Below are 12,873 nucleotides of genomic sequence, written 5' to 3'. Positions count from 1 at the left end.
TGAGACCTTCTGGTCGGGGCCTCACGCGCGACGGTGTCAGCGGCGGCGTGCCGGCCGGAGCGTAGTGCTGGGGCGAACGGATCTGATCAGCTGCATGACCGCTCACCTCCTCCGTCGTCCACAGGCCAACTCTGATCGTCACGTTATCCACAGCCGGGCCCTCGCGGCCAGCGAATAACGGTCCGGCCGGTCTACCGTGGATCGGGTGGAAGCGACACACGAGATCACCAACCAGCCGCCGCCGCTGACCGGGTACGACGTGCTCGGCGCCGACGCCGCGCTGGCGGAGGCGTTCGGCCGGTACGGGGCCGCCGGCGAGCGCGCCGAGCTGGAGCGTCTCGGCCGGCTGGCCGGCTCCGCCGAGGCACAGGAGTGGGCTCGCGAGGCCGACGCGAACGAGCCGGTCCTGCACACGCACGACCGGTACGGCCACCGGATCGACGAGGTCGACTTCCACCCGTCCTGGCACCGGCTGATGACCGTCGCCGTCGAGCACCAGCTCCAGGCCGGCGCCTGGGCGCAGAGCGGTCCGGGCGCGCACGCCACCCGGGCGGCGAAGTTCCTGGTGTGGAGCCAGCTCGAGGCGGCGCACCTGTGCCCGGTGTCGATGACGTACGCCGCGGTCCCCGCGCTGCGCGTCGATCCGGACCTCGCCGCCGAATGGGAGCCGCGGCTGACGTCGGCGGCGTACGACCCGGGCCTGCGCCCGCCCGCGTCGAAGGCCGGCGCGCTGGCCGGCATGGCGATGACGGAGAAGCAGGGCGGCTCCGACGTCCGCGCCAACACCACCCGCGCCGAGCCGGCCGCCTCCGCCGGCGACGGCTGGTACCGGCTCACCGGGCACAAGTGGTTCTGCTCGGCCCCGATGAACGACGTGTTCCTCGTGCTGGCGCAGGCGCCGGGCGGCCTGACCTGCTTCGTCCTCCCCCGCGTCCTCGACGACGGCAGCCGCAACGGGCTGCGGCTGCAGCGGCTCAAGGACAAGCTGGGCAACCGGGCGAACGCCTCGTCCGAGGTCGAGTTCGACGGCGCGCTGGCGCGGCGGCTGGGCGACGAGGGGCGAGGTGTCGCGACGATCATCGAGATGGTGGCCGCGACCCGGCTGGACTGCGTGCTCGGGTCGGCCGCGCTGCTGCGCCGCTCGGTCGCCGAGGCGACGTGGCATGCGGCGCACCGGTCCGCGTTCGGCGTCCGGCTGGCCGACTCCGAGCTGATGCGGGCCGTCCTCGCCGACCTCGCGCTGGAGTCCGAGGCCGCGACCGCTCTGGCCATGCGCCTCGCCGCCTGCGTCGACGCCGGCGACGACGCGCAGGAGCGCGCGCTGCGGCGGATCGGGCTGCCGCTGGCGAAGTACTGGGTGTGCAAGCGCACGCCGGCCGCCGTCGCCGAGGCGCTGGAGTGCCTGGGCGGCAACGGCTACGTCGAGGAGAGCGGGATGCCGCGGCTGTATCGCGAGGCGCCGCTGAACTCGATCTGGGAAGGGGCGGGCAACATCCAGGCGCTCGATCTGCTGCGGGTCCTCGCCCGCGAGCCCGACGCGGTCGCCGCCTGGCGGGCCGAGGTCGAGGCGGCCAAGGGTCAGGACCGCCGCCTCGACGACGCCCTCGCCTCGGTGACGTCGCTGCTGGCGAGTACTGACGGCGTCGGCGCGACCGGGCAGGCGCGGGTGCTGGCCGGCCGGATGGCGGTGCTGCTGCAGGCCAGCCTGCTGGTGCGGTTCGCGCCGTCCGCGGTCGCCGACGCGTTCTGCGCTAGCCGCCTCGACGCCCGGCACGGCGTGTACGGCGCGCTGCCCGCCGGCCTCGAGACCGCCGCCATCGTCGACCGAGCGACCCCGGAGGTCCCATGACCGGCTCAACCAGCGCGCCGCCGCCACCACCGCACACCGCGGCCATCGTCGACCGCCCCATCCCGGAGGCCCCATGACCGGCTCAACCAGCGCGCCGCCGCCACCGCCTCACACCGCGGCCATCGTCGACCGCCCCATCCCGGAGGCCCCATGACCAGCTCAACCAGCGCGCCGCCGCCACCACCCCGCACCGCGGCCATCGTCGACCGAGCCACCCCGGAGGCCCCATGACCAGCCCAACCAGCGCCACGCCGGCGCGACCTCGTACCGCGCCGCCCCGGAGGCACCGTGATCTGCTCCGCGTGCGCTGAACAACGGCATCAGGACTGCCCCGCCCGCGAGAAGGGCCGCAGTTGGTGCGACTGTCAGCACCAGAGCACCGACCGCTCGGTCGAGCCGGCGACCGGTCACGCGTCGGAGTAGCCGCCGACATCACCAGGCGTTCTCCCGCTCCCCCAGGCGTGCACGCCCGGTGAGGCGCACGAACGCCCGGTGACCGCGACCTCCAGGACCCCAGCGACCCCAGGCGAAGCCCGGCGAGCCCGAGCGACACCAGGCGAAGCCCGGCGAGCGTCAGAACTCGACGTTCACGGAGCAGTCGGGGATCTCGTCGAGCTGAGCGATCGCCTCGTCGTCGACGAAGATGCCGAGCGAGCCGGAGCAGCCGGAGCCGGACAGCGTCCCGTCGAAATCGGCGCGCACCGCGCGGCCGTCCACCGCCGTCCCGGTGCAGGAGGCGTCGCCCGAGAGCGAGGTGCCCGAGCGGGACAGGTCGGTCGAGCAGTCGGGGCCGCTCTCCAGCGTCACGCCGGCGTCGGAGAGCTGCTGAGTGACGGCGTCCTCCAGGGCGGACGCGGCCAGGTCGTTCAGGCTCTGGTCGAGCTGTTCGGAGCAGGCCGTCAGCGCCAGGACACCGGCTGACAGGAGGACGAGGAATCGCGGGAGACGGAGCACGAGGCCGACCCTACCCATCCGACCTTAAAACCTATCGACTCTATAGGAAATCTCTCGATGTGAGACAACTCTGCCCGAATAGTGGACGCGCCGTTCGCCAGCGACCCGCGGGCATGGCACCATGCTCCTCATGTTGTCCGTCATTCCTCTGCTGCTGGTGAGTCGGCGTCACGTCGACTACGGCCGCATGGACAGCATGCTCTGTCTGGCGTTCTGACCGCCCCGGACTCACCAGCCGGGCGCGCGGTCGCGCCGGCGGGGCCATCCGGACGAAGCCCACAGCCGAACCAGAGCCAGCGCGCACCGTGCGTCCCCGAACCCCTCGAGGACTCACCGCACATGTCGCCTACGCAGACACCGGCCCCCAAGCGCCCCAAGGGCCAGGGGCAGTGGGCCCTCGGCCACCTAGAGCCGCTGAACCCGAACGAGCGGTTCAAGAAGGACGACGACGGCCTCAACGTCCGCAAGCGCATCGAGACCATCTACAGCAAGCGCGGCTTCGCCAGCATCGACCCGCAGGACCTGCGCGGGCGGTTCCGCTGGTGGGGCCTGTACACGCAGCGCCGCCCCGGGATCCCCGGCGGCAAGACCGCCGTCCTCGAGCCGCACGAGCTCGACGACGAGTACTTCATGCTGCGGGTCCGGATCGACGGCGGCGCGCTCAGCCTGGAGCAGCTGCGCACGGTCGCTGAGATCTCGACGACGTACGCGCGCGACACCGCCGACGTCACCGACCGGCAGAACATCCAGTTGCACTGGATCCGGGTCGAGGACATGCCGGCCATCTGGGAGAAGCTGGAGGCGGTCGGCCTCAGCACCACCGAGGCCTGCGGTGACGTGCCCCGCGTCATCCTGGGCTCCCCCGTCGCCGGCATCAGCGCCGCCGAGGTGCTCGACCCGACCTGGGCCATCGACGAGATCCAGCGCCGTTACATCGGCTCGCCGGAGTTCTCGAACCTGCCGCGCAAGTTCAAGTCGGCCATCAGCGGCCTGCCCGACATCGTGCACGAGGCCAACGATATCGCCTTCGTCGGCGTCGACCACCCCGAGCACGGGCCGGGCCTGGACCTGTGGGTCGGCGGCGGCCTGTCGACGAACCCCAAGCTGGCGGTCCGCCTCGGCGCGTGGGTCCCGCTCGACGAGGCGCCCGAGGTGTGGGCCGGCGTCGTCGGCATCTTCCGCGACTACGGCTACCGCCGGCTGCGGCACCGCGCGCGGCTGAAGTTCCTCGTCGATGACTGGGGCCCGGAGAAGTTCAGGGAGGTCCTCGAGTCCGACGAGTACCTCGGCCGCAAGCTGATCGACGGGCCGCCGCCACCGGCGCACGTCGAGCCGATCGACCACATCGGCGTCCACGAGCAGAAAGACGGACGGTTCTACATCGGGGTCGCGCCGCTGGTCGGCCGCGTCTCCGGCACCGTGCTGAGCAAGCTGGCCGACGTCGTCGAGGCGCACGGGTCGGGCCGGCTGCGCACGACGCCGCACCAGAAGCTCGTCATCCTCGACGTCGAGGGCGACCAGGTCGAGTCGCTGGTGACGGCGCTGGACGCGATCGGGCTGCAGGCGCGGCCGAGCGTGTTCCGCCGCAGCACCATGGCCTGCACCGGCCTGGAGTACTGCAAGCTGGCCATCGTCGAGACCAAGCAGCTCGCCGTCGACACGATCGGCCAGCTGGAGCGGCGGCTGGCCGACCTGACCGAGCAGCTGGACGTGCCCATCTCGCTGCACCTCAACGGCTGCCCGAACTCCTGCGCCCGGATCCAGGTCGCCGACATCGGCCTCAAGGGCCAGATCGTCAAGGGCGAGGAGGGCTTCCAGGTCCACCTCGGCGGCGGCCTCGGCCTGGACGCCGGCTTCGGCCGGAAGCTGCGCGGCCTGAAGGTGACGACGGCCGAGCTGCCCGAGTACGTGGAGCGGGTCGTCCGGCGCTTCATCGACCAGCGCACCGACGGCGAGCGCTTCGCCCAGTGGGTGGCGCGCGCCGACGAGGAGGCGCTCCAGTAATGAGCGAGACCAGGGCCGCGATCATGCACTGCCCGTTCTGTGCGGAGGAGGACCTCCACCCCGTGGAGGAGCCGCACGGCGCGTGGGAGTGCCGGTCCTGTCTGCGGGTGTTCTCGGTGAAACTGCTCGGCCTCTCGACCAGAAGGAGCGCAGGATGACCCTCTGCCCGACGAACTCCCTCGAGGCACTGGCGCTGGACGCGGCCCGGAACCTGGAGGACGCGCCGGCCGGCGAGATCGTCCGCTGGGCGCACGAGACCTTCGGCGAGCGGTTCGCCATCACGGCGTCCATGGCCGACGGCGTGCTGTCGCACGTCGCGTCGACGGCGGTGCCGGGCATCAAGGTGCTGTTCCTCGACACCGGCTACCACTTCGCCGAGACCATCGGCACCCGCGACGCGATCGCCGCGACCTATGACGTCGAGGTCGAGACGATCACGCACCCGCTGCGGGTCCCGGAGCACGAGGCCGAGTACGGCAAGCTCTACGAGATCGACTCCGACCTGTGCTGCGCGATCCGCAAGGTGTGGCCGCTGGACCGCGCGCTCAAGCCGTACGACGCCTGGGCCGGCGGCGTGCGCCGCTCCGAGTCGCCCACCCGCGCCAACACGCCGGTCGTCGCCTGGGACCCCAAGCGCGGCAAGGTGAAGGTCAACCCGCTGGCCACCTGGACCGACGAGCAGGTCGACGCGTACGTCGAGCAGCACAACATCCTGGTCAACCCGCTGCGCGAGCTCGGCTTCCTGTCCATCGGCTGCGAGCCCTGCACCCGCCCTGTCGCCGACGGCGAGGACGCGCGCGCGGGCCGCTGGGCCGGCTCGTCGAAGACCGAGTGCGGGATCAACATCTGATGTACCCGTTGCAGCTCGACGTCGCCGGCCGGCGGGTCGTCGTGATCGGCGGCGGCCCGGTCGCCGCCCGCCGCGCGACCCCGCTGGTCGACGCCGGCGCCGAGGTGCACCTCGTCGCGCCGTACCTGTGCGAGCCGCTGGCCGAGCTGGTCGCGGCCGGACGGGTCACCTGGTCCCCGCGCGACTACGCCGCCGGCGACCTCGACGGCGCCTGGCTGGTGCACACCGCCACCGGCGACCCGAGCGTCGACGACGCCGTCGCCGCGGATGCCGACGCCCAGCGGACCTGGTGCGTGCGCGCCGACGACGCGACCCGCTCGGCCGCCTGGACCCCGGCGGTGGCCCGGGTCGGCGACGTCCTGGTGGCGGTGACGGCGGGCGGCGACCCGCGGCGCGCGGTCCGGCTGCGCAACGCCGTCCAGACGGCGCTCGAGACCGGCGAGCTCCCCCTGCGCCGCACGCGACCGGACGAACGCGGCAGCGTCGCCCTCGTCGGCGGCGGCCCCGGACATCCCGAGCTCATCACCACGCGCGGCCGCCGGCTGCTGGCCGAGGCCGACGTCGTCGTGGTGGACCGGCTCGCCCCGCGGGCGTTGCTGGCCGAGCTGGACGACGACGTCGAGGTGATCGACGTCGGCAAGACGCCCGGTCACCATCCGGTGCCGCAGCACGAGATCAACCGGCTGCTGGTCGAGCATGCGCAGGCCGGCAAGCGCGTCGTCCGACTCAAGGGCGGCGACCCGTTCGTCCTCGGCCGCGGCGGCGAGGAGGCGGCCGCCTGCCGCGCCGCCGACGTCCCCGTCGAGGTCGTCCCCGGTGTGACCAGCGCGATCGCTGTGCCGGGCGCGGCCGGGATCCCCGTCACCCACCGCGGGCTGGCCAAGCAGTTCACCGTCGTCTCCGGCCACGAGGGCCTGGACTGGGCCAACCTCGCCGGCACCGAGGGGACGCTGGTCTTCCTCATGGGCGTCAGCCTGCTCGCCGACACCGCCGCCCAGCTCATCGCGCACGGCATGGCCCCGGACACCCCCGCCGCGGTGGTCGAGGACGGCTTCGGCCCCCGCCAGCGCGTCACGACGGCGCCACTCGACGGCATCGCGGCCGCCGCACACGAGGCCGGCGCCAAGCCGCCCGCCGTCATCGTCGTCGGCGACGTCGCCGCCCTCGCCTCTGCCTGACGGCGACCCCGCGCCCCGCGCCGCTTGGCGCGCCGCGGCGTCCCCCTTGGCACGCCGGGGGTCACTCATCGCGCCCGTTTTGCCCCCTTTTGTGGAGCGCGGCGGCGTGCCAAGCATGGCGGCCCGCGCCCCACTCGGCACGCCGGGGCGACGGCCGGGGTCGCCGCCTTGGCACGCCGGGACGCCCCCTTGGCACGCCGGGACGCCCCCTTGGCACGCCGGGGTGCCTGCTTGGCACGCCGGGACGCCCCCTTGGCACGCCGGGGTGCCCCGCTTGGCACGCCGGGACGCCCCCTTGGCACGCCGGGGTGCCCCGCTTGGCACGCCGGGGGCGACTCATCGCGCCCGCTTTGCCCCCTTTGTGGAGCGCGGCGGCGTGCCAAGCATCGCGTGACGGCCTCCCCGCGGCGTGCCATATCGACGCCAAGACGTGATCCCGGCCACTCTTGACGCTCAGATTGGATCCTGTATCTTCAATCGAAATACCGCGCGGGTTCGCCCGGGCACCACGAGCCGGCCGGTTGCGGGCTGAGCACACTCGTCCGCAGCCGGCCGTTCAACGGTCCGTCGGCACGACTCCAGGAGTGGTTGATGACCAAGATCTCGTTCGGGATCCGGGTGCCGAACTCAGGCCCGCTGTCCGGCGTCGAGAACATCGCACGGACGGCGCGCAAGGCCGAGGAGCTGGGCTTCGACTCGGTGTTCGTGCACGACCACGTCGTGTGGAGCACCGAGATGCACCGTCACCACATCTCCTCCGGCGCGCACGAGGCGCTGGCCGACGACCAGTCGGCGGACTTCTACGAGGCGCTCACCGTCATCGGCTACCTCGCCGCCGTGACCAGCCGGGTCCAGCTCGGCATCGCCTGCCTGGTCATGCCGACGCGCAACCCGATCTACGCCGCCAAGCAACTGGCGACGCTGGACCACCTCAGCGGCGGCCGCCTCATCGCCGGCGTCGGCCTGGGCTCGAAGGCCAGCCACTCGTCCAACGAGTTCGACGTGTTCGAGGTCGACTTCAAGCAGCGCGCGAACCTGACCGACGAGTACATCGACGCCATGCGGGCGATCTGGACCCAGCCGCTGGCGACCTACAAGGGCCGCCACCTCAGCTTCGAGGACGCCGAGATCTACCCCAAGCCGCTGCAGCGCCCGCACCCGCCGATCTGGGTCGGCGGCTGGACGGACTACGCAGCGCGCCGCACGGGCCGGGCCGGCGACGGCTGGGTGCCGGGCTGGCTGTCGCCGAAGGAGATGGCCCGCGGCGCGGAGATCGTCCGCGAGACCGCGGCGGAGCACGGCCGCGACCCCGGCGCCATCACCATCGCCGTCGAGAAGCTGGCCGTCATCAAGCGCGACCGCGACGCCGCTCTGGAGCGCGCGATCCCCACGGTCCGCACCAGCAGCACCACCTACGAGCGGGACGTCGACGACATCTCGTTCGCGCTCGACCGCCACATCTTCGGCTCGGTCGACGACGTGAAGCGGCGGGTGGAGGAGTTCGTCGAGGCGGGCGTGACCCACTTCGAGCTCAAGCTCATCTACCCGTCCATCGACGATCTCGAGGAGCAGATGACCCTCTGGGCCGACGAGATCCTGCCGCTCTACCAGGACTGACAGCCCGAGTTCGTTCCGCATCCCAGCTCAGGATTGGACGAGTTCATGTCCCGTACCCCAGCAACGAAGCGCCGCGCCGCGGCCGCGCTCGTCCTCGTCGCCCCACTGGCCCTCGCCGCGTGCAGCGAGGACTCCGCCGCCGGCGACGACGGGCCGTGGGAGCCCGACCGCGACATCGAGTGGATCGTGCCGTACAGCGCCGGCGGCGGCTTCGACACGTACTCCCGCGGCATCGCCGAGGTCATGCAGGGCAACCACCTGCCCGACGGCGTCAACATCGTCGTCCGCAACACTCCCCCGCTGCCGCAGGGCATCAGCTCGATGTTCAACGCCGACGCCGACGGCTACACGATCGGCATCCTGCCGATGCCGGCCGCGATCGCGCAGCAGATCCAGGAGCCCGACCTCGCCCAGTGGGAGACCAGCGAGTTCACCGTCCTGGGCCAGGTCGACGAGAACGGCTACGTCGTCTACGTCCCGGCCGACTCCGAGTACGAGACCATCGAGGACCTCATCGCCGCCGACGACATCCGCGCGATCACCGTCGAGCAGGGGTCGTCGTCGGCGCTGGCCGGCCTCGCCACCATCCAGGCGCTGGACCTCGACGCCGAGGTCACCTACGGGGCCGAGGGCTCGGCCGAGGTCGTGACGGCGGCGCTGCGCGGCGACGCGGACTTCTTCGTCTACGGCAGCACCGACCTCGTCGGCTTCGTCGAGTCCGGCGACATCCGCCCGCTGCTGTACCTGGGCACCGAGGACCAGCTGCCGGAGAGCTTCGACTGGCTCGACGACGTGCCGACGGCCGAGGAGGCCGGGTTCCCGGACCTGGCCGGCGCCGTCACCGAGCTGCGCGTCATCGTCGCGCCGCCGGACCTGCCCGAGCCGGTCGCGGAGTACCTGCGCGGCGCCCTCGCCGACGCGATGGCCGACGAGGAGTTCATCGCCTGGGCCGAGGAGGCCGGCCGGCCGATCGTCCCGCGGACCGCCGAGGAGACCGAGGCGGCCATCGCCGACCAGATCACGCAGATGGAAGAGCTCGTTCCGCAACTGTCCGGCAGCTGACGAGAGGTTCGGCTCGTGGATTTCGGTTCTGGCCTGGTCGACGCCCTGCAGAGCATGATGTCGTGGTCGTTCCTGCTCTGGTTCCTGCTGGGCGTCGCCAACGGCACGATCTCCGGCCTGCTCCCGGGCCTGAGCGGGTCGGTGGGCATCGCCCTGATGATCCCGTTCACCTTCGACATGGAGGCGACGCAGGCGATCGGGTTGTTCGTGGCGGCGCTGGCCGGCCAGAACTTCGCCGGCTCGATCACCGCGATCCTCATCAACACGCCCGGATCGTCGGTCAACGCCGCGACGACGTACGACGGCTACCCTCTCGCCCGGCAGGGGCGCGGCGGGTTCGCCATCGGCGTCTCGGCGATGGCGTCGTTCCTCGGCTCGCTGATCGGGATCCTGATCATCCTGGCGCTGTTCCCGCTGACCCGCGAGATCATCCTGTCCTTCTCATTCCCCGAGTTCACGATGCTCGGGGTGCTGGGGCTGACGATCATCGCCGTCGCGTCGCGCGGCGCGATGATCAAGGGGCTCATCGCCGGTTTCGTCGGGCTGCTGGTGTCGTTCGTCGGGTTCGCGCCCATCGGCGGCGACGTCCGCTACGTGTTCGGCATGAACGAGCTGTACGACGGCATCGGCGCGGTCATCGTGCTGGTCGGCCTGTTCGCCATCACCGAGGCGCTCAACCTCGTCGTGCAGAACGAGACGGTGGCGCGCGGCATCGGCAAGGTGCACCTGGGCCGGGCTCAGGTGATGGAGGGCGTGCGGTACGTCCTCACCAAGCCGTTCCTGCTGCTGCGCAGCTCCGTGCTGGGCACCGGCATCGGCCTCATCCCGGCGGTCGGCGGCACGCTGGCGTCGTTCCTGGTCTACTTCCAGGCCGCCAAGACGGTGAAGAACCCGAGGTTCGGCCAGGGCGACCCGCGCGGCGTCCTGGCGGCCGAGGCGGCCAACGACGCCAAGGACGCCGGGTCGACGCTGCCCAGCCTCGCGCTGGGCATCCCGGGCAGCGCCGACTGGGCCATCGTGCTGGGCGCCATGGTGATGCACGGCATCACGCCCGGCCCGAACCTGGTCCGGGACAACCCGGAGATCGTATGGATGAGCATCCTGGTGATCGTCGGCGCGGCGTTCGTCGCCTCCAGCTTCGGCCTGATCTTCGCGCCCTGGCTGGCCCGGATCACCCAGGTGCGGTCCAGCCTGCTGGCGCCGATCATCATCGTGCTCGCGGTCACCGGCGCCTACGCCCTGGACACGCGGACCGCCGACATCCTGCTGGCCATCGCCTTCGGCCTGCTCGGCTACGCGATGCGCTCGGTCGGGATGCCGATCATCCCGCTGGTGCTCGGCCTGGTGCTCGGCCCGATGGTCGAGCGGTCGTACCTGCAGACCGTCGAGACGTTCGGGTACGGCGTGTTCTTCACCCGGCCGCTGTCGCTGGTGCTGGTGATCCTCACCGTCGCCGTGATCACGTTCGAGATCGTGTCGAACCGGCGCGCGAAGGTGTCGAAGGAGGTCAAGGAGCAGGGCGTCCGGACCGCGTCCCGGCCGGCCGCCGTCGCGCTCATCGGCGGCATCGGCGTCGTCGCCGCCGGCGCGCTGGTGCTGGCCATGGACTTCCGCGACCAGTCGCGGACGTTCCCCGTCATCGCCGCGACGATCCTGCTCGCGCTGTCGCTGGTCTACGTGCTGATCGCGGTGGTGCCGACGCTGCGGAGCCGGTTCGGCGGCATCATCGCCGACGGCCACAACATGGAGCAGATGATGCACGCACCCGACGGGGTCGTGGTGCCGCCCGACGGCCCGGCCGGACCGGACGACGACGGCCGTGAGCGGCAGCTGGCCACCATGGTCGAAACGGTCACCGAGCCCGTGCGCGATCCCGAGGCCGAGAAGCGCGACCACGCCGCCCGCATGCGCAACTCGCTGATCCTGCTGGTCGTGTTCGCGCTGGGCACGTGGGCGATCGGCCTGGGCATCACGGTGCCGATCGTGCTCTTCCTGCTCATGCGCTACGTCGGCCGGGAGACCTGGCGGATGTCGGTGATCGTCACCGTCGTCACCTCGGCGGTCCTGTACTTCCTGTTCGTCTCGGTCCTGCGGATGCCACTGGAGGGCGGTTCGCTGCTGATGTTCTGACGCCGTCCGTCCACCACCGGAAGAAGGGACCTGACGGCTCATGACGGACCGCAGCTCGCCGGCCCGGGTGATCGCGGTCGCCAGCCTCTCGTCGGCGATCGTGACGTCGGGCATGCAGGGCATCGCGCCCGCGCTGCCGGCCATCCAGGACCGGTTCGACCTGAGCTCGGCCGAGGTCGCGCTCATCACCAGCGTGTACCTGCTGCCGAGCGTGCTGTCGGCGCTGGCCGGCGGGATCCTCGCCGACCGGTTCGGCGGCCGGCCGGTGATCGCCGGGTCGCTGCTGCTGTTCGGCCTGGGCGGCGGGCTGCTGCTGCTCGACGTGTCGTTCTGGACGCTGCTGGCGATCCGGTTCGCGCAGGGCGCGGCGTTCGGCGCGATCCTGTCGCTGACGGTGGGGATCATCGGCGACGTGGTGCCGTCCGGCGCCGCGGCGGCGCGCGGGCAGTCGCGGCGGATCATCGCGATGGCGATCGCCGAGGCGGTGCTGCCGATCGCGGCCGGCCTGCTGCTGGCGTGGGGACTGGGCTGGTCGTCGCCGTTCGCGCTGCAGTTGCTGGCGCTGCCGCTGGCGGTGCTGGCCTGGCGGACGCTGCCGGGACGGCGCCTGCCCGCCGCCAAGGCGGCCGACGGGACGACTCCGGCGGGTGGCGGCATGCGGGCGGTGCTGCGGGCGCCGGCCGTCGTCGGCGTGCAGGTGCTGGCGGCGCTGCGGTTCGTCTTCAAGTTCCCGGTGATCACGTACTACCCGCTCCTTGCGACCGGGCTCGGGCTGTCGCCGGCCGCCGTCGGCGTCGTCATGGGCGCCTCGGCGGCGATCGCCGCGCTCACCGCGGCGCTGACGGAGAAGCTGGCCGGCCGGTGGACGTCGGCGCAGCTCATCGGCGGCAGCCTGGTCGTGGCGGCGCTGGCGGTCGGCGGCATGGCGGCCGGCGAGTGGGTGGCGCTGGCGATCGTCGCGATGCTCGTGTTCGGCGCCCAGGACGGCGTCTACGGTGTCGCGCACAACGTGCTGGTGACCGAGCTCGCGCCGCCGGGCCTGCGCTCGACCTACGTCGGGTTGACCGGAATGGTCCGCAACGTCGGCAAGTTCGCCGCGCCCGCGCTGTTCGGCGCCGCGACCCTGGTGCTGTCGCTGACGCAGACGTTCCTGCTGCTCGGCGCCACCGGCCTGGCCGGCGTCGCCGTCGCCCGTCGGGTGGCGACGATCCAGTCCCGCCTCCCACCCC

10 protein-coding genes are annotated in these 12,873 nt (G+C 72.2%); 9 read left to right on the top strand and 1 reads right to left on the bottom strand.

The window, feature by feature from the left end; all coding sequences use genetic code 11:
- The first annotated feature begins 205 nt into the window (after positions 1-205).
- The gene (locus C1I92_RS26355) at positions 206-1,849 is read left to right on the top strand and encodes an acyl-CoA dehydrogenase family protein (protein ID WP_199521609.1); all 1,644 of its coding nucleotides are present in this window, start codon (positions 206-208) and stop codon (positions 1,847-1,849) included.
- Positions 1,850-2,422: 573 nt separating this feature from the next.
- Here the strand turns inward: C1I92_RS26355 and C1I92_RS26350 are convergent.
- Positions 2,423-2,803, bottom strand: a complete 381-nt coding sequence (locus tag C1I92_RS26350) for an LPS-assembly lipoprotein LptE (protein WP_111257612.1) — start codon at positions 2,801-2,803, stop codon at positions 2,423-2,425.
- A gap of 339 nt (positions 2,804-3,142) precedes the next feature.
- Here C1I92_RS26350 and C1I92_RS26345 point away from each other — a divergent pair, with 339 nt between their 5' ends.
- From C1I92_RS26345 to C1I92_RS26315, 8 genes are all read left to right on the top strand, one after another.
- On the top strand, positions 3,143-4,807 hold the full coding sequence (locus C1I92_RS26345; protein ID WP_111257611.1) for a nitrite/sulfite reductase: 1,665 nt from the start codon (positions 3,143-3,145) through the stop codon (positions 4,805-4,807).
- A complete protein-coding gene (locus C1I92_RS34615; protein ID WP_199521608.1) occupies positions 4,807-4,965 on the top strand; it encodes a hypothetical protein in 159 nt (52 codons plus the stop codon). The genes C1I92_RS26345 and C1I92_RS34615 overlap by 1 nt, the downstream gene beginning before the upstream one ends.
- Positions 4,962-5,657 (top strand): phosphoadenylyl-sulfate reductase, encoded by a 696-nt coding sequence (locus tag C1I92_RS26340; protein ID WP_111257610.1) that lies wholly within the window; start codon positions 4,962-4,964, stop codon positions 5,655-5,657. The genes C1I92_RS34615 and C1I92_RS26340 overlap by 4 nt, the downstream gene beginning before the upstream one ends.
- Positions 5,657-6,835 carry a uroporphyrinogen-III C-methyltransferase gene (cobA, locus tag C1I92_RS26335; RefSeq protein WP_111257609.1) on the top strand — a complete coding sequence of 393 codons (1,179 nt, stop codon included), beginning with the start codon at positions 5,657-5,659 and terminating at the stop codon, positions 6,833-6,835. Before C1I92_RS26340 ends, cobA begins: the two co-directional genes overlap by 1 nt.
- Positions 6,836-7,426: 591 nt before the next feature.
- Positions 7,427-8,452, top strand: a complete 1,026-nt coding sequence (locus C1I92_RS26330) for an LLM class flavin-dependent oxidoreductase (protein WP_111257608.1) — start codon at positions 7,427-7,429, stop codon at positions 8,450-8,452.
- Between the two features lie 45 nt (positions 8,453-8,497).
- Positions 8,498-9,514, top strand: a complete 1,017-nt coding sequence (locus C1I92_RS26325; RefSeq protein WP_146605293.1) for a Bug family tripartite tricarboxylate transporter substrate binding protein — start codon at positions 8,498-8,500, stop codon at positions 9,512-9,514.
- A 15-nt stretch (positions 9,515-9,529) separates the two neighbouring features.
- On the top strand, positions 9,530-11,644 hold the full coding sequence (locus C1I92_RS26320) for a tripartite tricarboxylate transporter permease (protein ID WP_111257606.1): 2,115 nt from the start codon (positions 9,530-9,532) through the stop codon (positions 11,642-11,644).
- Positions 11,645-11,684: 40 nt separating this feature from the next.
- Positions 11,685-12,873: MFS transporter (locus tag C1I92_RS26315; protein ID WP_146605292.1), on the top strand; the 1,189-nt coding region annotated here is incomplete at its 3' end.

Origin of the sequence: Jiangella anatolica, from assembly GCF_003236295.1 — a bacterium.
In the GTDB taxonomy this organism is placed as follows: domain Bacteria; phylum Actinomycetota; class Actinomycetes; order Jiangellales; family Jiangellaceae; genus Jiangella; species Jiangella anatolica.
Note: the sequence above shows the minus strand (reverse complement) of the source record. Positions and strands in the feature narration are given on the sequence as shown.